We start from the raw sequence: 19,687 nt of genomic DNA, 5'->3' as shown, positions 1-19,687 counted from the left end.
CTCACAAGCCCCCGGCGGCGCGAGCACGCGGGCGCGACACGTCCTCTTCCTGATGCGGCCTGTGCGTCAGCTTCATCTGGTAGCGCGAGGGCTGGAGCGTCACCGCGGCCACCTTGGGGGTGACCACCTGTCCCGCGAGCATCTCGAAGTCCAACCGCTGGACGAGGGTGGCCATGATGAGGTGGGCCTCCATCAGCGCGAAGTGATTGCCAATGCAGGTGTGCGGACCGGCGCCGAAGGGCATGTAGGCGTGGCGGGGAATCTGCTTCTCGCGCTCCGGCGAGAACCGCTCCGGATCGAACCGCTCGGGCTCGGGGAAGTACTCGGAATCGCGGTGGATGCAGTAGGGGGGGATCAGGAGCATCTGGCCCTTGCGGATCGCGTAGCCGTCGATCTCCAGGTCGCGCACGGCGCAGCGGGCCTGCATGTAGACGACGGGATAGAGGCGCAGCGTCTCCTTGATGACCTGCAGCAGGTATCCCAGCGCGGGCAGATCCTCGTAGGTGGGCGGGCGCCCACCCAGGACCGAGTCCACCTCGTGGCGAACCCTGGCGTGCACCTCGGGGTGGCGGGCGAGCAGATACAGCACCCAGCTCAGCGTGAAGGCCGTCGTCTCGTTGCCGGCGGCGAAGAAGGTCATGATGTGGTCGCGAATCTGCCCATCGTCCATGGGCTGACCCTCATCGTCCCGCTGTTGCAGCAGCAGGGACAGCAGGTCATTGCTGTCCGCGCGCACGTGGTGACGCCGCTCGTCGATCATCGCCTTCATGCTGCGGGAGATGGTGTCCAGCGCCCGGAGGGCCTTGCGATTGCGGGCGGTCGGCACGAAGAGCGGGAGCGGCGGCATGCTGGAGGTCATGTGCTCCAGATGCTCCACGGTGGTAATCACCGCGTCGTTCAACTCCGGCGACTCGTTGAGGAAGTCCACGTCGAACAGCACCTTCCCGGCGACCCGCATCGTCAGGAGCCCCATCTCGTGCACCACGTCGATGTGCTGACCGTCCTGCCAGCGCTCGAGCGTATCCAGGGTGAACTGCACCATGGTCGTGGAGAACGCGGCCAACCGCCGCGGCTGGAAGATGGGAGCCAGGAGCTTGCGCTGCAGCCGGTGGGGCTCGCCCTGGAGGAAGATCACGCTCCGCTCTCCCACCAGTGGCATGAAGTTGCGGACGAGCGGGCCCCCGTCGAAGTCCTGGGGATGGTTGACCAGGATGGTGTGGGCCAGGTGAGGAGAGCTGACCACCAGCACCGAGAGCGGGCCGAGCCGGAAGGAGCCCACCTCACCGCAGGTCTCTTTGACGCGCAGCAACAACTCCAAGCGGTTGTTCTTGAAGTCCTCCAGGTTGCCAAAGATGAAACTTCCAGGAACGCGGTTGAGGGGCTTGAGACTCACTGCGACGGCCATGGCGGTGTCCTCACATGGGCAACCACTGCAGTTCTCGCCGCCGATATTAGGACCCCAAATGACACTTATCAAACACTACTTACTTCCATACACTGGAGGCTCCGCTGACTCGTTCCAGTCCCGACTGGCCCGATTTTCAGCTTTGTATCATTTTCGCATGCAATAAGAATCAACTCTCACAAGGAACTCCTACATGAAGATGCGTTGCGTCGTCGTCCTGGTTGGGTTGTCTCTCGGCGGGCTCGTGGGTTGCGGTAGCGCGGAGCTCGACGCACAGGCGACAGCACCGGCCCCTGTGCAGGACAAAACTGAGGCCCTGGATTGCCCTTGCGGTTTCGCGCCGGGGAACCAGGGAGTGTCCGCGCTGAATGCCTGTCAGCCGTGCGCCTACATCTGCGGTGACGGTATCTGTGACTCCAGCCACGGGGAGACGAGCGACAACTGTTCGTCCGACTGCGCCCCCCTTCCGTGGTGTGGTGATGGCGTCTGCAACGGCGGGGAGACGTCGGCCACCTGCGCGGTCGACTGCAGCCCCCCCACCGCCTGGTGCGGCGATGGCCTGTGCAACAACGGGGAGACGTCGGCCACCTGCGCGTTGGACTGCAACGGCCCCACCTGCGGTGATGGCCTCTGCACTTCCGAGGAGATGTCCTGGTGCACCGCCGACTGCAACCCTCTCTGCACGCCTACGACGCCGTGCCCCCAGGAGCCCCGGCCCTGACGGCACCCGGACCCTGTCTACGGCACCAGCTCGTAGCTGACCAACTCCTCGGTCTGCCCACCGGTCTCCTTCACCTTGCCGATGCCGCGGACGAACCAATAGGTCTTGGTCTTGCTGGTGCCGGACTTCCGTAGGACGAGCGCACGTAAGGTCCCAGCGGGGACCGTGACGGTTTCGTCGTCGGCGATCACGGTCCACTGTTCACGGACGGTCTCCGTGCTCGGCTGTTCTCCGGTCTCCAGCTCCGTCTCCTCGTAGCTCTCCAGCCAGCTCGCGCCCACGGCGGCATGCTCGGGCGCCTCGTCGACATGAAGCTTGGCGGGCGCCCAGGAATCCTCGGTCTCGACGGTGTCCGTGTTCGCGCGGAAGGACTGCTCCCGGTAACGGACGAGCCGCGAACCCGAGACAGCCTGCCAACTGACGGTCTTGTCCGCCGTTCCCTTGCGAGTCACCACCTTGTTCGCGAGGACATCCCGGTTCGGCCCCGTGCCACCCACGGGCTCCAGCTCGCCCACCGTGGTCTCCTTCTCCGAGACCTCGCCATCATCGGTGACCCGGTAGGTCCAACGGTTTCCCACCTTCCAGGGCAGCAGCGCACCGGAGGTGGGCTCCACGGTGGGGTTGCTGGAGGTGCTCCCACCGCAGCCAGCGGTGATGAACCCGGACAGGAAGATGACCTGGAACAGCCGAGAGGACTTCATCACCTGGACCTCCTGGGCCCCATCACGAGGCCCTTCATTACGAAGCCCTTCATTGCCCCCGCCCGGGGTGGGGACGCGCCTGCTTGACCGACAGCTTCGGCGTCTCGCCGGGCTCGCCGTCGAACTTGAACTCGACATCCATGGCGTACCAGCCGGTGTTGCCCGCTCGCGGCCCGTAGGCCGGCGAGAAGCGCTCGTGGATGGCATCGAGCGCCTTGCCCAGCTCATACACCTGGGCGGACGTCAGCACCGTCTGCCCGGCCTCCACCAGGTTGGAGCGGGACAGGTACGTGATGGGGAGCCCGGGTTGGTGGAACTCGTAGATGAACTGGTCGCTCGTGATTCCCGCGGGTGGATGCACCACCTCGGCGTCTCCGCCCCACTGGACGTTCACGTAGAACCCCGGCTGCAAGCCCGACGGGTCGAAGGGGTTCGCCGTGAGCGCCACGCCATTGGCTTCCTCTTCCGGGAAGTTGTGGTGCACCAGCAGCGCCATCACCACCGACTTGTGGTCGATGCTGTTGAATTCACGCTCCTCGAACGTGCGGAACAGCCAGATGCTGGCCCACGTCTTCCGGATGGCCTTGAGGACATCCGCCCAGTCACTCGGGTCTCCCGTGTGTGACTCGTAGCAGCCCGCGCACGGAAACCCCTCCAGGTCCTCGCTGTTCGTGCTGGTGCGGAACCGCATGGTGAGCCCCGGGTAGTCCGCCGCCAGCTTCGCCTGGAGCATCGCCTGGAACTCTGCGTTCACCGGCGCCTTCTTCATCGCGTCGCGGAATTCCTCGAGGCGCGCGTCGCGAACCTCGGGCTTCTCCCTGAACTCGGGATCCGCCAGCAACGCATCCAACCGGGCGTAGAACCCGTTCTCCTCCATGAATTGCACGTAGTACCAGGCCGGGATGGCGAAGGCCTTGCGGACGGGCAGTCCCTCCGTCTTCGCCAGGATGGAGTAGTGCGCGGCCTTGCCTCCGAACGCGGGGACCGCGGCCTTGATCGCCTCACGCAGCGAGCCCGAGCCCTCGACCACGACGTCCTCGATGTCGCGCAGCTCCTTCACCGACAGGTCCGCCGCGGGCAGCACCACGGGGACCGGCTTGTGCTCTGCCCAATACGTATCGGCCTCGGCGCTCGTCACCTCCTCGATGCTCCAGCTGAACGCGCCGACGGTGAGCCGCACCCACTTGCCCTCGAGCGCTCGCAGTTGCGGGTTCGTCATCGCACCGCGCAGCCCCAGGTTGGGCGTCTTGCGGTTCTGCGACAGCACGTTCACGTGCGACAGCGGCGTCTGGAATTCCTCGGTGATGATGCCGACGATCGTCGAAATGTCATTGGGCAGGCGATCCAACACGACGATGTCGCGGTACGAGAGGTAGGTCGTCTCCAGCTCGTCCGCCGTGACGAACCGCAGCCGCCCGACCGAGGTGGCGAGGTTGAGCGGCTGATAGTCGATGGCCGCGTAGAGCTCGTCCGTCGTCATCACCCGGATGGCCGAGCCCAGGTTCTTCGCCTCCGTCTCGACCGCCTGGGACGTGGGGTGGAACACGAGCGCCGAGCCGAAGTAGCCCGCGTCACGAACGGCCTCGTAGAGCCGGGTCATCATCGCCGCGGAGGACGTGTCATAGGGCGCGATCTCAAGCGCCCAGACTCCGGGTCCTTCGTAATACGTGACGGCCCCGAGCATGAAGCGTCGATCCGGTGCGTAGTATTCCGTCTGGTTGAAGTCCGCCAGCGAGCCGACGATCGGCAATCCCTGACCAGACAGGTGCGAGGAGACGAACTCGTAATGAATGGCGTACTTCTGGCTGTTCTGGAAGTAGAGCGCGTCGCCGTCGAACTGGTCCAACACCACCTTCACCGAGCGGGCGCCCGGGATGCTCGTGTCGAGCGGCTCCGACGCGAGAGCGCTGAAGTCCCCCTGACACCCGATGCGCTTGAGGAACTCGGGCGCCGAGGCGCCCTCCGCCACCTCACAGGTCCCTTCTGTCACCTGCCCATCGGGGGTGGGGGAGGATTTCGACGAGCACGCGAGAAGGAGCGCGGCGGTCACCAGGAAGAACGAATACGAGCGCAAGAGGACCTCCGGGGAGACGCTCAGGGATTGATGGCAAAGCAATAGATTCCACCGTAGCCGCCACCCCCGCCCACCGAGGCCGTCCCATCACCGGGGCCGGTCTGGGAGAGATTGACCCCGGGCGCACAGCCCGGCACCTGGTGGTCGGAGAGCCACTGCCCTCCGTTGGTGGGATTGGTGGCACTGCGAGGCCAGGAGTGGCCGCAATAGGGCTTCCCCGTGGACCCGACCGAACTCGTCCAGTCGTTGCACGTGCTACCCATGCCACTGCCCGAGAACTGCCCCTGCTTGTTCGAGCCCGTCAGGACGTCGTGGTTGTCCACCCCCTGGTGGTTGGGCTCGCCGCGCTCGTTGGGCAGATCATTCTTGATCTGCGCGTCGCCCGAGGGACGTGCGCTCGAGAGTCCCGCCTTGTTCTGGGCCACGAGCCGGCCGTTGCGGTCGTACCAGGGCCCCTCACCAATGCGATCGATGGCGTTGACAGGACCACCGGTGGGACTGGCCTTCGCCGCGCTCAAGAAGGCACGCCAGACCTTCTGTCCGGCGCCCGGCAGGGCCTTCTCGGCGATGGTCCGGCAGATCTTGTCCGCCCCTTCCAGCCCCGTCGCCTCACCGAAGCGGAGATCACCCCCAAAGCCATTCTGGCTGCCCGAGAGCTCTCGCATGGCCTCGAGACTGGTCACGAAGAAGCTGAACCGCGCCAGCTCGTCCGTGCTTCCCGTGCCGTCCCCTGTGTCTCCCCCTGTCGACCCTCCCGTGTCTCCACCTGTCGAGCCGTCCCCTCCGGTTCCGTCCTCACCGGTATTCGTGTCCGAATCCGTGTCACCGTCCTTCGAACCGCACGCCGCGCCACAAACACCCAGGGAGAACAGCGCAACAGCGGAAAGGATGCGTGTGCTTCTCATGGTGGGAGACTCCTTGCCCTGCTCGAGAATCCGAGACACCGGGCGTACAGGACTGCTTTGCCTCACTGACAGGTCAGGTCCGAGTGGCAGGTCTTGCCCTCCGGACAATCCTCGTCACCGCTGCACGACACGAGTCCGGGGATGAGAATCTCCCGGTCCACCTGGGACAGGACCAGCAGGTCCACACACCCGGCGCTGGTGGTCACCGAGTCCGCGGAGCGCCGGCTGATGGAGACCTTGGGAAAGCCAGCCACTCCCACGTCCAGCAACCGCGACACGAGCCCCGTGGGCAGGGTGAAGCTCCCGGTGTCCGCGAGCCCATCACACTCGAGTGAGGCGGCGATCCCCCCGTGATGCGCGAGATCCACGACGAGGTGGATGCGCGCCGCCGCGGAGGACGCGGAGGGTGTCCACGACACGGTGACTGGCTTGTCCCGCTCGAGGGTGATGGCGCCCTCGGAGGCAGCGAGGGCAGCGACTCCCTGGCCTCGCAGCGAGAACGCCTCCACATCCGCGCCACCGGCCACGAGCTTGAGGGTGGCGCCTTCATCGAATCCCGGGTGGGGCAGCGTCGTCCCGGCGCTGGAGTAGAACTTCGCCGAGTTCGGCGTCATGGAGAGCTCGGCCTTCAGCCCCTGGACCCGCACCGTGCCCACGCTCCGCGCGGTGGGATAGGCAATACAGACGCCGCCTTCACCACAGGTCTGCGAGGCGCCACAGGCTGGATCACAAAAGAGCGTGCGTCCACGCAGGAGGCGGCATTCACCCTCCTGGGCCTCCACCTGCCGCACGTTGGCCGGAACCACGCCGCTGAGCACGCGCCCCTGGACCGCCGTGTATCCCTCTCCGAGCTCGACGGTGAATTGCCCCACCCGCTGGCTCGCGTCGCAGGGCTTGTAGGTGAGCTCGGAAGTGTCTGTGTCCTCGCTCTCGTCCGAAGGCTCTGGCGACGAGGAGTTGCAACCCGATCCCCATACCGCGAGGAGCAGCAGGTACCGGGCGCCATGACGTGTCTTCACGATGCGGTCTCCAGAGCCAATCCACGCACGGCGGGGTTCGTGCGTGTCACAAGATTGGCTCGAAAACCTTAAGGAATTATGAACCCCACCCTTCGTCGGGTTTTCCGCGTACAGCCGGCCCGCCTCCCGCAGGCCTCAGGTCACGACGACGAGCGCGAGCGCTTGCCGCCGCGCACCGGCCGCGCGGTGGCCGCCTCGAACAGCGCCACCAGCTCGCGCGAGGACTCCTCGAGGTCGACCTTGTCGCCATACGTGATGCGTTGGACCAGCACCCCGTCGATCGCGGACCGGACCGTCACCGCCATGATGCGCGGGGAGAACCGCCGGAACTCGCCCTCGGTCTGGCCCTGGCGAAAGATGCTCTGCAGGAAGTCGAGGCCCGGTTCATAGGACGTGGCGTCGAAGACCGGACGGCCTTGTGCGGTACGCAAGCCATTCCAGATCTCGAGGAGCGCGATCGAATGGGGGCCGTGGGTCCCGATGAACGCGATGCTGCCCTCGATATAGACGCGGAGCTTGCCACTCGCCTTCGGTTGCTTCTCCACCAGCGGCAGGACCGACTTCGCCGCCAGCGTCATCACCTCGGTGAAGACCTGCGTGATGAGCTCCTCCTTGCCAGCGAAGTGGTAGGAGATGACCCCCTTGCTGATCCCCGCGCGCTCCGCGATCAGCGCGAGCGAGGTCTGCGCATAGCCGTGGGTGGAGATGGTCTCGATCGCGCACTGGACGATCTGCGCGCGGCGCGCCTCCTCGATGAACGAGCTCCGAGGGCCTTTCGAACTGGATTCCGACGTCACGGCCGGATGCTGGCATGGCCGCCCGGGTGCATCAAGCCACGCGCTCCCTGTGAAGTCCGCGCATTGACGCGAATTGGCCGGGCGGCTAAATTTTCGTCCATCCGGCTGAATCGCAGGCCTGTCGGACAAACGGAGACTCCACATGTTGAAATCATTCGTGGCCGCCGTTGCGATGGCATCCGTGGCACTCGTCGGCTGCGGGACCGGCCCAGCGCCGAGTGCGTCGGTTGAACCTGTCGATCGGTGGTTCACCGCCAGCGACGGGGTGAAGCTGCATTATCTGGAGCTCGAGGGGAAAGGGACGCCCGTCGTGCTCTTGCACGGCTACATGGGGACGGCGGGCGGAGCCTGGGTCGCCCCGGGCTTCGCGCAAGCCCTGGCGGCGCGGCATCGGGTCATCCTCCTCGACCAGCGGGGCCATGGTGAGAGCGACAAGCCACACGAGGCCGCCGCGTACGGTGAGCGCATGGTCACCGATGTCATCGAGCTCATGGACCATCTGGAGATTGGCAAGGCCCACATCGGCGGCTACTCCATGGGTGGCTCGATGACGCGCGTGCTGATGGCCCGGGTTCCGGAGAGATTCATCACCGCCACCATCGGAGGCGCGGGGGTGGAAGAGACCGACGAGGCACTCAAGGCCGAGGCCGAGGCACGAGATCCCAAGGGAACGGATCCCGAAGAGCCTCAAATCCTGGAGCGCTTCAACAGCGCCATGGAGGAGCAGCCCGAACCGGACTACGCCGCGTACGAGGCCGTGGCCATCGCCTGGGGCACCTGGTGGCCTCAGCCGATCGACCTGACCCGGATCGACTTCCCAGTGCAGGCCGTGAACGGTGAGTTCGACAACCCCTACTCGAGAACGATGCGCATGACGCGCGAGCTGAGCCAGTTCGAGAACGTCATCGTGCCGGGCCGCTCACACCTCACGACCATCGTCGACCCGCTCTATCTCCAGAGCCTCGTGGCGTTCATCAACACCCACGATCCGCAGTGAGCCTTCTTTCAGGCCCGTCCCTTCACTTTTTTTGGGATGGGCGGGGACGGCGAACCCTCTTCCAGGACGAATCACGGCCTTCGCTGGAGCTTCCAGTCCTGGGCCGCCCTTCGGACTCCTGAGTGGGTTCGTCTTCTCAGAAAGAGAGCCATCCCTTGTTCAGCGCGAGTATTTCCCGATTGAAGCACGGCCTCCTCTTCCTTCTCCTCGGAGGAGGAGTGGCTGTGTCGGCCTGTGCCCCACCCGAGACGGCTCCCAACCTGGAGACGAGCAGCGCCCCCCTGGCCACCAAGGCCCCGTTCGAGCTGGACAACGCGCTCCTTCCCTTCGACATGCCGGCACGGGCCGACCTCGCCACCAGCGAGTACAAGGTTTTCGCCCACTGGCACAACTTCCCGCTGCGCAGCTATGGCTCCAGTGGTGGCCAGTATTACGACAACTACACCAACTGGCTCAAACCCACGGGAACCTACGCGTCCATCGGAGGGTGGTTGCGCGATCGGCCCGTGCCCATCCTGGCCGTTCCGGCGCTGGAGTCGGACTACGGCAAGCGGGACATGAAGACAGACATCCAGACGGCCGCCGCCGTGGGCGTTGATGGCTTCCTCTTCAATCTCTGGTTCCGGCCCAGCGATGCCCGCTGGAAGTGGCTGACGGACCTCTTCAACGCAGCCGACGAGTTCAACGCCGAGAACCCGAGCGCGCCCTTCTACGTCATTCCCAACATCGACAGCAGCATCCTCGCGGGCAACAGCGGAGCGAGTGAGCCCCGGCTGCGGGCCGACGACATCGCGGCCTTCAAGAACCGCGCTTCGTGGAAGAAGCTCAACGGCAAGTTCGTGGTGGGCAGCTACAGGCCCGAGGCCCTGCCCGCCTCCTGGTATCAGGAGTTCTTCGATCAACTGAAGACCGTCCATGGAATCGACGCGGTGCTGTGGGGAACCCTGCTCGACCCGAGCGAGGCCAACCGCAACGCCATGAAGCCGTTCATGGCCGAGGCGACCTTCTCGCGTTGGGACAACCTCCCCTACACGTCCAACCCCCTGACCGGCATCAACACCCTGAAGGCCTGGGGCGACCAGAACGGCGTCCCCTACTCTCCCCCGGTCAGCCACACGGACAACCGCCCCACCAACTCCATCACCACGGAGACGGCGGGCTTCAAGACCCAGTACAACACCTGGAAGGCGGCCATCGACTCGGGCGTGAAGATGGTCCAGATCATCACCTGGAATGACCACTACGAAGGCCACGCCCTGCGGCCCAACTCGGCCGTGCAGTACGCGTTCTATGACCTGACGGCGTACTACACGACCTGGTTCAAGACCCGCCAGCAGCCGGCCATCGTGCGCGATGTCCTCTACTACTCGCATCGCATGCACCTGAGCACCGAGCCTTACGATACGGCCCAGCAGGCCAAACCCGTTGCCTCGAAGAACGGTGTGGCCCTCCTGGACCGGGTCTTCGTCCTGGGCATGCTGAAGTCCAGCGGGCGCGTTCAGATCACCTCGGGTGGGACTGCCTACGCCGCCGATCTTTCCGCCGGCCCGCAGTTCTTCGACGCGCCATTGCAGGCCAATGACCAGCCTGGCTTCCAGCTGAGCAGGAATGGCACGGCGGTCATCAACCTCACGAGCGCCTTCCGCACCCGCTCGCCCATCGTCTGGCAGGATCTCCTCTACCGCGCTGGAAGCTCCTCCCGCCCGGTGGTCTCGGGAGTCCAGAACAACCTGCCGCAGGATCGGCTCCCGTAGCGTGTCTCTCTGACGCCAGGGTCCTCAGAGGCCCTGGCACATTTCGTGGGCGGTGGGGTATCGCGTTCAGGTTCATCAACCTGAACAAAGAGGTGGAGGCACTGACGTACGAGCTCAGGACGCCGACACCTCCGGGGCCGAGTGCTCCCGGCACAGCAGCGCGCTGTCCGCACGGCTGAGCGGCTCCTGCGTCAACCCGCAGCGGAAACGACCCTGCGCCTCCCGCTGGAAGTGGCGGCAGGATGCACACACCCCGAAACTCGGCTGACCGTGCGTCACCAGCAGGGTCCGGAGCAGGCCCGTCAGCGATGCCTCCAGCCCGGTGCCACCGTCCGGCAGCCCCTCGAGGGCACGGGAGAAGAGCGCGGGCGGCAGCAGCGTCCTCAGCAGGGTGCGGCCCTCCTCCGTCAGGTGCAGATGGATGACGCGGCGATCCGTGCTGCTGCTCTCCTTTTCAATCAGCCCCTTGCCCTCCAGCAATGCGATCGTCTGCGACACCGTCCCCTTGGTGAGGCCCAGGTACTCCGTGAGCCCCGCGGGAGTGTTGCTGTAGCGATTGCACACCGAGAGGTAGTGCAGCGTCTGCAGGTGCACTGGCTGCAGCCCGTGCTCCAGCCCCACGGCGCGCTCCTCGTTGCGCAGCAGGTTCGTGATGCGCTCGAGCAGCGCGTACAGAGATTCGGCACCCATGACCCAGAAGGTATCGACCCCAAACCTTCTTGACAAGAAAGCCCGAGGCCCCTAATTGGTATCGAGTCGAAACCAATCGACCGGCCGAGGCCCCCCTGGCTCCGACCGCTCTCCATCCAGGAGCAACCTCATGTCCCAGCCCACCATCGCCCCCGTCACTTCCTCCACCACCCCCGAGGCGTCCAAGCCCACGTTGGAGGCGCTCAAGGCGAAGTTCGGCGGCGTGCCGAAGATGTTCGCGACGTTCGCCCACTCGCCCGCGGCGCTCGAGGCGGTGGCTGGCTACTTCGGCGCGATGGGGAAGGCGTCGCTGCCGGCGCGCACCCAGGAGGCCATCGCCATCGCCGTGGCCGAGGCCAACGGCTGCACCTACTGCCTGTCGGCGCACACGGCGCTCGGCAAGCTCCAGGGCGTCCCGGCCGATGAGCTCGCCGGTTTCCGCTCCGGCCGCGCGGCGAATCCGCGGGAGCAGGTCATCCTCGACCTGGCGCTGGCCATCGTGCGCACGCATGGCGCGGACACGGGCAAGCAGCTCGCCGCCGCCCGCAAGGCGGGCCTCACGGACGCGGAGCTGGTCGAGGTCGTCTCCGCGGTCGCACAGAACGTGCTCACCAACTACCTCAACGTGGTCGCCGGCACCGAGGTGGACTTCCCCAAGGTGGCCTGAGTCCCACCCCTCATGTGGGACCCGACCCTGGAGCGCCGCCCTGTCGTCCGATCAGCGCACCGCCCAGGTGGCCGGTGGCACGTGGAAGACGAGGTCCGGCCGCTCCACCGGCGTGAGGCTCGACGCTCCCGCCTGCAATGAGCCCGACAGCGTGGGCACCACCCGGAAGCGCGCGTTGAAGGGCTCGGCCGCGCCCCGGGGTGGCAGTGTGAGGCTCACCGCCCCATCCTCCACCTCGTACGCCGTCACCTTTCCCTCGCTCACCAGCGCATCCAGGCTCGCGCGGTCCACCTGCACTCCCGCGGGCAATCCCTGGCGCAGCGTGAGCACCATCCCCGCCGGTGACGCCGCCTGCACCGTCACCTCCGCCGGCATCCCCACCTTCACCTCCGCCGGGCCCTTCACCGCGAGTTCCAGCCCGCTGCCCTTCTGGCTCGCACGCCACGGGACGTAGGTGCCCAGCGTGAGGGAGAAGCCCAGCCCCGGCACCGCCGGCTCCGCTCGCACCGTCCACGTGTGCTTCCCCGCCGAGCCGGGCGCGGCTCCCTCCAGCGCGAGCACCTCCCGCAGCGCCTTCGCGTCGAACGTCCCCTCCGTCATCACCTTGCCGTCGCGCTCCAGCACCACGCTCACCTGCGCCGGCAGCGGCTCCTTGAAGAGCGCCAGCGCCGCCTGCAGACCCGCGAGGTTCGCGCGCCCGTCACCCCACCCGCGCTCGGGCCGGTAGTCCGCGAGCAGCGAGGTGCCCAGGTCCGCCAGCGGCGCCTCCTTGTCGTCCACGAGCGCCAGCACCGCGAGCGCGGTGGCCTCGGCCTCCGAGGGCACCAGGCCGTCCGCACGCACCACGCCCGGGCCCACCGGGAGGAAGGCAGAGCCGTCCGGCCGCTTCTGGAGGGACTCGCGCACCTGCTTGCGCAGCGCGTCCCGCACCGTGCCGGACACGCCACCGCTGGCCAGGATTGCCGCCGCCGTGTAGCCGTCCTGCACTCGCGCCACGTAGCGCTCGAAGGCCCCCGCCACGCGCGCGCCAAAGGCCGAGGCCCGCCGGCGGCCCGCGTCCGTCCCCGTGCCGGCTCGCACCGCCCGGGCACAGTCCGCCGTTGCCACCAGCAGCCGCTGCAACGTCCAGCCATCCGCTCCCTGGCACGTCCCATCCGGCCGCTGCGCAGCGGCCACCTGTCCGGACAGGCGCTCGCCCAGGCGCGACAGCACGGGGTTGTCCGGGTGCGCCAGCGCCGCCTCGGCCAGCAGCGCCGCGGTGGCCACATCCGACGCCCGGCCGGCCCGCAGCACCCTCTGCCCCGCGAGCGCCGACATGTGCTTGAGCACCTCCGCGTCCGCCGTGCCGCCCAGCGACTTCAGCAGCTCCGGCGCCCGGCCAGCGAGCAGCAGCGCGTAGGCGTCCTCGGCCACGCCTCCACGCCCGTTCGCCGCGGCCAGCTCCGCTCGCAGCACACCCAGGGCGCCCGGGTACACGAGCAACCGCACCCGCTCGCTGCCCGCCACCGCGTCCTCGGGGCCCGCGAGTTCCAACGTGCGCGGCGCGGCCAGCGTGCCTCCCCGCGTCTCCACCACCGGCCTCCCCGTGGGCCACACGTCGAAGGTGCGCACCACCGAGTCCGTTCCCCCCAGCGAGGCCCGCACCGTCACCGGCCCCGGCTGCGCCGCGCGCACCGTCACGTACTCCACCACGCTGCCCGCCGCCGGCACCGTCACCGTGCGCGAGCCGCCCTCCACTGCCGCGCCCTGGGCCTCCACCTTCAGCGAGCGCGTCACCGGCGTCTGCGTGGTGTTCACCACCTGCACCGGCACGCGCACCACGTCGCCTGCGCGCAGGAAGGGCGGCAGCACCGGGTCCACGTAGGTGGGCAGCGTGCCCGCGAAGGTGCTCACCGCCCCGGCCTGTGCCCCCGAGCGCGAGTGCGCCAGCGCCAGCACGCGCCAGTTCGTCAGCCGGTCCGGCACCTTCACCGGCACCGAGGCCGAGCCGGACTCGTCCGTCACCACCAGCGGCTCGAAGAGGAACGTCTCGGGGAACCAGGCCCGCCCCGGCGTGGCCGGAGCCTCGGGGGGTGGCGCGGGCGGCGGCGGCGGCATCGAGCCCGGCAGCATGTCCTTCTTACCGCCCCTCGCACCACCACCGCCCAGCATGCCCTCCGCCACCACGGCCGGGGCCGGGGCAGCAGCCGGCATGGGCTCGGCCGCCGGCATCTCCTCGTCCGCCTCGCCGAAGGTGCTGAGGCTCTTCTTCGCCAACATCCGGTCTTCCCCGGCCAGCGCGGACGCGGGAGCGGCCCGGGCCTGGAAGCGCGTCAGGTTCTGCCAGCACGTGCTCAGCGCGAAGCCCGCGACGACACACACCCCACCCAGAATGAAGTTGCGCTTCATGGCGCCTCCCGGGCGACCCACGCGCCCCAGTTCTCGACGTCCTCCGGCAACCGCGTCCCGCTCACCACCACCGCCCGAGGATCGGTGAGGGCCAGCAACTCCTGCGGCAGCCGCGACAGCTTCAACCGGCGGCCATAGGCGTCCGTCACCGCCTCGCCGCGCTTCTCACAGGCCTCGAGCGCCTTGTCCCACAGCTTCGCCATCCCCGCGGCGGAGAGCGTCTCGCCCTGGGGCGCCGACTCCTCCCACGTGCGCACCTGCTCCGACAGCTCCGCGAGCACCCGGTAGAAGGGCTCGGTCAGCTCCACGTCCGGAGCGAAGGTGCCCTGCACCGAGAGCGACACCCGTGTCTCGCCTCCCTCCCGCTGAGGCACTCCGGACACCCGCAGCAGCGTGGCGGCGGCCGCGTTGGCTCCCCGAATGCGGCCCATGGCGAGCGCCGTCCCGTCCAGCACATCGAAGGCCGGCGAAGCCACCGTGGGTACCGGGCGCAGCCCATCGAGCGCGCCCGTCCCCGGCAGCGGCACGAGCTGCGACAGGCTCTCGTCCACGCCGAAGAGGCCCACCGCCGCCGGGCCGTCCTTGCCATCCACTCGCGTGCGCACCTGGAGGTGGGCCAGCTCGCCGGGCGTGTAGGCCGTCTTGTCCGGCGCCACCTCCAGCGCGAGCTGTGCGCGCGGTGCCACGTACACCCGGGCCACCGCTCCCGCCCAGGACGCCTCGGCCCAGCCCTCGAAGTCCGCGGGCAGCTGGAAGCGCGCCACCGGCAACCGGCCCGACTTCTCCACCTCCGCCTTCAGCTGCTTGTCCCCCGCCATCAGGAAGAACTCCGCCGGCAGCTCGCCCTGGAAGTCCGGGCCCCGCAGCAGCTCGATGCGGACCTCGTCTCCGGCTCGCGCGAGCACGGGTGTGGCCCTCAGGCGAGCGGGCGGCAGTCGCGCCGGGTGGAGCACCAGCTTCGTCGAGCCCAGGTCCTCCTTGCCCGCCTTCGCGCTCACCCTCAGCTCGTAGCCGAGCAGCGTCGTCTCCTGGGACACGTCGCTCTCGGAGTCGGTGCCCGCGGGCTCGGCGGTGAAGCGCACCAGGCCCATGGCGTCCTCCGGCTTCGAGTTCAACACCAGGCGCGCGAAGCGGGACTGGATGCAGGACAGGTGGCTCGAGGACAGCATGCCCTGCTGCTGGGGAAGGGACGACCAGCCCACCTCCACCTCGTTCCGCCCCGGGCGTGTGCGCCAGGTGAGCGCGGCCGGCAGCGGAGCGGACAGCGACAGCTTTCCGGGCAGACAGGCGCGCGCATCGAGCGCCGCGTGATGCAACGCCTCCTGGAGCTCCTGGCTGGTGCCGGAGATGTCGAGCGCCTGGAGGGAGAGCGAGGGCAGCCCGGGGTTCTGCACGTCGAAGGTGAGCGCCAGCATCCGCTCGCGGCCGGGCGGCAGCGAGCGCGAGCGGGCCACCGAGGCGAGGCAGGCCCCCAGCGGCGAATTGCCTGACACCACGTCCACCACGGAGCCTCCCGAAGACACGCGCACCCCCAGCGTCACCTGGGCCGCGCCCTCCTCGGGCGAGACGAAGCGCGCACAGGGATGCAGGGACTCCAGCCACCGCTCCAGGGCGAGCTGGTCCTCGAGCTCGGGCGAATGGGAGTCCGTGAGCAGGTCCCTCACCCCGCTCAGCGACACCGGCGGAGGCGGAGGCGGGTGGCGCACCGGCATGGGGGGAAGGACGACGTTGACGGGCGGTCCCGGGTCGAGCTGGAAGGCGGCCACACCGTCCTCGTCCGTCACCGCGCTCACGCCCTCGTCGCGCGGGTCCCACGCGCGCTTCACGGTGAGCTCCGCGCCGGGCAGCAGCTGGCCATCGGCGGTGGTGGCACGCAGGTAGACGCGGTTGCTGTAGCCCTCCACCAGGCCGTCCGACAGCTCCGTCACCGCTGACACGGAGAGCGCGTCCTCGGCGAGCAGCACCGAGGCACCGCCCTGCACGTGGTCCCCCGCGGGGTCCGTGGCGGACAGGTACGCGGAGAGGGTGGCCTGGCCGCGCAGGTCATAGGGCACACGCGGCAGGGTGAGGCGGAAGCGTCCCGAGGCATCCGTGCGCGCCTTCCGGGGCAGCCCGTCCCGGGCCTTCTCGTCGAGCCACTCGATGGGCGGGGGCCATGCGCCCGAGGCGTTCCAGGAGACGTCCACGGCCGCGTCCGCCACCGGAGCGCCCGAGCTGTAGACGACCCGTCCCTCGACGACGGGAGAGTCACCCGCGCGCCAGAAGGGCCGGGTGCTCTGGGCCTCGACGCGGAAGCGCGGCAGGGTGAAGGGCTTCACCTGGAAGGAGGCCTCACCGGAGACATCGCCGCTCGCCCAGCGCACCGTCCACCGGCCGTTGGGCGCGCCGCGGTCGAGCGGGAAGTCGCCGGCCACCACGCCCCAGGGGCCCGCGGGCATGCGCTGCTCCAGTACCACCTCGCCGGAAGGGTCGGTGACAAACCACGTCCCCGGGCGTCCGTCGATGGGGGCGAGGTCCTTCGCGCGCAGCACCACGGCGCGGAAGCGCACCTGATGACCGGGCTCATAGAGGGGCCGGTCGGTGAGGACGTGGACGCGGGCGGGGGCATAGAGAGGCAGCGGGGCGTCCACCGTGTCGGTGCCGAGCGGCGAGGTGACGCGGGCGCGCAGCTTGTAGTCCCCATCCGGCAGCGCGGGCAGCTTCACCGGAGCGCGCAGGGAGTAGTCCGAGTCCTGCTGCTCCCAGCGCTTCTCGGGCTGGAGCGGAGACTCCTTGCCCTCGGCGTCCACGAGAAAGAGGGACGCCTCCAGGCGCCGCACCGGGGCGCGCAGCTGCTCCCAGGCACGAGTGGTCACACCGTAGGCCTCGGCCGAGACGAAGACATGGCCGGTGGCCTCTCGGGCGAGCCCGTCGACACGCAACCCCACCACCTGGCGCAGACGTCCGTCCGGGCAGCGAGGCACCTTCACCCCCTGGAAGACCCAGGCGGATACGCACACGTCCGAGGTGGCCCACCCCACGAGGCCCACGACGAGCCCCACGGCGATGCCGAGGGCGACCCGGCGGTTCAAACGGATGTTCATCTGTCCTCCCCGGCCGACACTCTATGCCGGAGCAGGCCTCGCGCGCCGGAAGCGCGTGCGCGCCCCCCGGTCCCGCCGATGAGGAGCCCGTCTGCCCGCCTGCCGCAGCTTGCGCGGCACCCGAGAGACATATATCTTATTCGTGTATCGACATCGGGACTTATAAAAATAAGGTCTCTGAGCCTCACATGGACGAACTCGACTACCGCATCGTGGACCTGCTGCAGCGCGACGGCCGCGCCACGCAGCTGGAGATCTCCCGGACGGTGGGGCTGTCCCAGCCCGCGGTGGCCGAGCGCATCCGCAAGCTCGAGGAGCGAGGCGTCATCACCAGCTACACGGCGCGCGTGGACGCGGCCAAGCTGGGCAAGGACATCACCGCCTTCATCGGCGTGAGCATCGAGCACCCGAAGTACTTCGAAGGGTTCGCCAAGAAGGTGCTCGCGATGCCCGAGGTGCTCGAGGCCCACCGCGTCGCCGGTCAGGACTCGTACATCCTCAAGGTGCGGACCTCGAACACGAAGACGCTCGACACCCTTCTGGTGGAGACGCTGCGGACCATCTCCGGCGTCACGCGCACTCACACCACCATCGTCCTGTCCTCTATCAAGGAAGAGACGTACGTCCACGTCTCCTCCGATGAGCTGAAAGGAGCCTGACCATGACCGCGGCAGTCAGCATTTCCGCCCCCCCGGCATTCCCGCTCGCCCAGCGCATGTCGCGGATGAAGGCGTCCGCCCTGCGGGAGATTCTCAAGGTGGCCGAGCGGCCCGACGTCCTCTCGTTCGCCGGAGGGCTGCCCGCGCCCGAGCTGTTCCCGGTGGAGGCCATCGCCCAGGCACATGCCGAGGTCTTCGTGGACGAGGGCCGCGCCGCGCTGCAGTACAGCACCACCGAGGGCTACGGCCCCCTGCGCGAGTGGATCTGCGCCCACCTGGGCGAGCGCGGGCTGCGCGCGGCGACGGACCAGGTGCTCATCACCAACGGCTCTCAGCAGGGCATCGAGCTGGTAGCCAAGGCGATGCTGGACCCGGGCGACCTGGTGGTGGTGGAGAACCCCAGCTACCTCGCCGCGCTGCAGACCTTCAGTGGCTACGAGGCCTCGTTCGCCGTGGTGGGCAGCGACCATGACGGCATGCGCGTGGACGAGCTGGAGCGGCTCGTCGCGGGCCGCAAGCCCAAGCTCATCTACCTGGTGCCCAACTTCCAGAACCCCAAGGGCACCACCCTGTCGCTGGAGCGCAGGCATGCGCTCGTGCGCTTTGCCCAGAAGCACCGCATCCTCATCCTCGAGGACAACCCGTACGGCGAGCTGCGCTTCCGTGGCGAGCACCTCCCCTCGCTGGCCTCGCTCGACGACGAGGGCGTGGTCGTCACCCTGGGGACGTTCTCCAAGACGCTGGCGCCCGGACTGCGCATCGGCTGGGCCGTGGGGCCGCGAGAGATCATCCGCGCCCTCGTCATCGGCAAGCAGGCCTCGGACCTGCACACCGCCACGCTCGCGCAGCGGGCCACCGCGCGCCTGCTGTCGCGCTTCGACTACAACGCCAACCTGGACAAGCTGCGCGCCGTCTACGGGGAGCGCTGCCTGGCGATGCTCTCCTCGCTGGAGAAGCACATGCCCGAGGGCACCCGGTGGACGCAGCCCGACGGCGGCATGTTCCTGTGGGTGGAGCTGCCGCGCGGCATGAGCGCGGATGCCCTCTTCCCCCATGCGCTCGAAAAGCGCGTCGCCTTCGTCCCCGGCTCGCCCTTCTTCGCCGCCGAGCCTCGCACCGAGTTCATGCGGCTCAACTACTCCAACCGCCCGCCGGAGCTCATTGAAGAGGGCATGCGCCGGCTCGGCGCGGTCATCGCCGCGCACAAGTAGGCAGGGCACACAGCGCACGGCCGGGCACTCAGTGAATCGAGTGCACCGGCTCCGGCGGATGAGGAGCCGGTGCACACGAGGTGCTCCAGGCCTCGTCGACGGCGCTCGGGTCGAACGGCACCTCCTCCAAGGACGCGAGCTTGCCGTTCTCGATGCGGTACACGTGGAGCAGGCGCACGTCGTACGACTTCCCGTTGTCCTGGCGGGTGAAGGTATCGCGCAGGAACACCACGCCGCGCTCGTCATTGGCGAGCACGGCGTCGAGGTTGATCCGCAGCGACGGACCCGCGATCTGCCCGAACTTCATCGCGAACCGAGCCAGTCCCTCGCGGTCGTAGTCGCCCGTGAGCGCGTTGTGACCGCCGAAGTGGAACCGCATGTCCGGCGTGCAGAGCGCCAGGACACCGTCGAGGTTGCCCTTGCTGAACTCGGCGTAGAGCTCGCGGATGAGCTGCTCATTGGGATGGGTCATGACACACTCCTCCTCGGACAAGGGTACGGAGCACCCCCGTCCCCTGGATGAGAACACCCAGGTGTCATGGGCACAGGCCGCTCGCCCGCTCGGAGGGCACACCAGACGTCCGAGCACTTTCCACGTGCGCCCCACCCCCGAACC

16 protein-coding genes are annotated in these 19,687 nt (G+C 68.3%); 6 read left to right on the top strand and 10 right to left on the bottom strand.

Annotated features, from left to right (window positions below; genetic code table 11):
* Window position 1: 1 nt before the first annotated feature.
* A complete protein-coding gene (locus tag DAT35_RS22145) occupies window positions 2-1,405 on the bottom strand; it encodes a cytochrome P450 (protein WP_108069092.1) in 1,404 nt (467 codons plus the stop codon).
* Window positions 1,406-1,598: 193 nt separating this feature from the next.
* Between DAT35_RS22145 and DAT35_RS22140 the strand changes: the two genes are divergently transcribed.
* Window positions 1,599-2,126 (top strand): tenascin-X, encoded by a 528-nt coding sequence (locus DAT35_RS22140; protein WP_108069091.1) that lies wholly within the window; start codon window positions 1,599-1,601, stop codon window positions 2,124-2,126.
* Between the two features lie 17 nt (window positions 2,127-2,143).
* On the opposite strand, the gene DAT35_RS22135 is transcribed toward DAT35_RS22140, so the two are convergent.
* The 5 genes from DAT35_RS22135 to DAT35_RS22115 all read right to left on the bottom strand — a co-directional run bounded on the left by DAT35_RS22135 (window position 2,144) and on the right by DAT35_RS22115 (window position 7,622).
* Window positions 2,144-2,827 (bottom strand): hypothetical protein, encoded by a 684-nt coding sequence (locus DAT35_RS22135; protein ID WP_108069090.1) that lies wholly within the window; start codon window positions 2,825-2,827, stop codon window positions 2,144-2,146.
* Window positions 2,828-2,876: 49 nt separating this feature from the next.
* The gene (locus tag DAT35_RS60855; RefSeq protein WP_233261634.1) at window positions 2,877-4,901 is read right to left on the bottom strand and encodes a PEP/pyruvate-binding domain-containing protein; all 2,025 of its coding nucleotides are present in this window, start codon (window positions 4,899-4,901) and stop codon (window positions 2,877-2,879) included.
* Window positions 4,902-4,921: 20 nt separating this feature from the next.
* Entirely contained in the window at window positions 4,922-5,806 is an 885-nt protein-coding gene (locus tag DAT35_RS22125; protein ID WP_108069312.1) for a hypothetical protein, read from the bottom strand.
* 62 nt (window positions 5,807-5,868) lie between these two features.
* Window positions 5,869-6,825 carry a hypothetical protein gene (locus tag DAT35_RS22120; RefSeq protein WP_108069089.1) on the bottom strand — a complete coding sequence of 319 codons (957 nt, stop codon included), beginning with the start codon at window positions 6,823-6,825 and terminating at the stop codon, window positions 5,869-5,871.
* A 140-nt stretch (window positions 6,826-6,965) separates the two neighbouring features.
* On the bottom strand, window positions 6,966-7,622 hold the full coding sequence (locus tag DAT35_RS22115; RefSeq protein ID WP_158501825.1) for a TetR/AcrR family transcriptional regulator: 657 nt from the start codon (window positions 7,620-7,622) through the stop codon (window positions 6,966-6,968).
* A gap of 142 nt (window positions 7,623-7,764) precedes the next feature.
* On the opposite strand from DAT35_RS22115, the gene DAT35_RS22110 reads away from it, so the two are divergent.
* The gene (locus tag DAT35_RS22110; protein ID WP_108069087.1) at window positions 7,765-8,619 is read left to right on the top strand and encodes an alpha/beta fold hydrolase; all 855 of its coding nucleotides are present in this window, start codon (window positions 7,765-7,767) and stop codon (window positions 8,617-8,619) included.
* A 224-nt stretch (window positions 8,620-8,843) separates the two neighbouring features.
* Window positions 8,844-10,373 (top strand): endo-1,3-alpha-glucanase family glycosylhydrolase, encoded by a 1,530-nt coding sequence (locus tag DAT35_RS22105; RefSeq protein WP_146209829.1) that lies wholly within the window; start codon window positions 8,844-8,846, stop codon window positions 10,371-10,373.
* 114 nt (window positions 10,374-10,487) lie between these two features.
* On the opposite strand, the gene DAT35_RS22100 is transcribed toward DAT35_RS22105, so the two are convergent.
* Window positions 10,488-11,063: a MarR family winged helix-turn-helix transcriptional regulator gene (locus tag DAT35_RS22100; protein WP_108069085.1), complete on the bottom strand. Its 576-nt coding sequence runs from the start codon at window positions 11,061-11,063 to the stop codon at window positions 10,488-10,490.
* 130 nt (window positions 11,064-11,193) lie between these two features.
* Here DAT35_RS22100 and DAT35_RS22095 point away from each other — a divergent pair, with 130 nt between their 5' ends.
* On the top strand, window positions 11,194-11,730 hold the full coding sequence (locus DAT35_RS22095) for a carboxymuconolactone decarboxylase family protein (RefSeq protein WP_108069084.1): 537 nt from the start codon (window positions 11,194-11,196) through the stop codon (window positions 11,728-11,730).
* 51 nt (window positions 11,731-11,781) lie between these two features.
* Here the strand turns inward: DAT35_RS22095 and DAT35_RS22090 are convergent, their stop codons facing one another.
* Together DAT35_RS22090 and DAT35_RS22085 are read right to left on the bottom strand one after the other, a co-directional pair.
* Complete coding sequence (locus DAT35_RS22090) at window positions 11,782-14,118, bottom strand: alpha-2-macroglobulin family protein (protein ID WP_108069311.1); 2,337 nt, start codon at window positions 14,116-14,118, stop codon at window positions 11,782-11,784.
* On the bottom strand, window positions 14,115-17,201 hold the full coding sequence (locus DAT35_RS22085) for an MG2 domain-containing protein (protein ID WP_108069083.1): 3,087 nt from the start codon (window positions 17,199-17,201) through the stop codon (window positions 14,115-14,117). Before DAT35_RS22085 ends, DAT35_RS22090 begins: the two co-directional genes overlap by 4 nt.
* 188 nt (window positions 17,202-17,389) lie before the next feature.
* On the opposite strand from DAT35_RS22085, the gene DAT35_RS22080 reads away from it, so the two are divergent.
* Complete coding sequence (locus DAT35_RS22080) at window positions 17,390-17,860, top strand: Lrp/AsnC family transcriptional regulator (protein ID WP_108069082.1); 471 nt, start codon at window positions 17,390-17,392, stop codon at window positions 17,858-17,860.
* A 2-nt stretch (window positions 17,861-17,862) separates the two neighbouring features.
* On the top strand, window positions 17,863-19,071 hold the full coding sequence (locus DAT35_RS22075) for a PLP-dependent aminotransferase family protein (protein ID WP_108069081.1): 1,209 nt from the start codon (window positions 17,863-17,865) through the stop codon (window positions 19,069-19,071).
* Window positions 19,072-19,099: 28 nt separating this feature from the next.
* Here DAT35_RS22075 and DAT35_RS59065 read toward each other — a convergent pair whose 3' ends face one another.
* Window positions 19,100-19,543, bottom strand: coding sequence for a nuclear transport factor 2 family protein (locus DAT35_RS59065; protein ID WP_158501824.1), 444 nt, complete (start codon window positions 19,541-19,543; stop codon window positions 19,100-19,102).
* Window positions 19,544-19,687 lie beyond the last annotated feature (144 nt).

This window comes from Vitiosangium sp. GDMCC 1.1324 (assembly GCF_003044305.1).
GTDB lineage: Bacteria > Myxococcota > Myxococcia > Myxococcales > Myxococcaceae > Archangium.
Note: the sequence above shows the minus strand (reverse complement) of the source record. Positions and strands in the feature narration are given on the sequence as shown.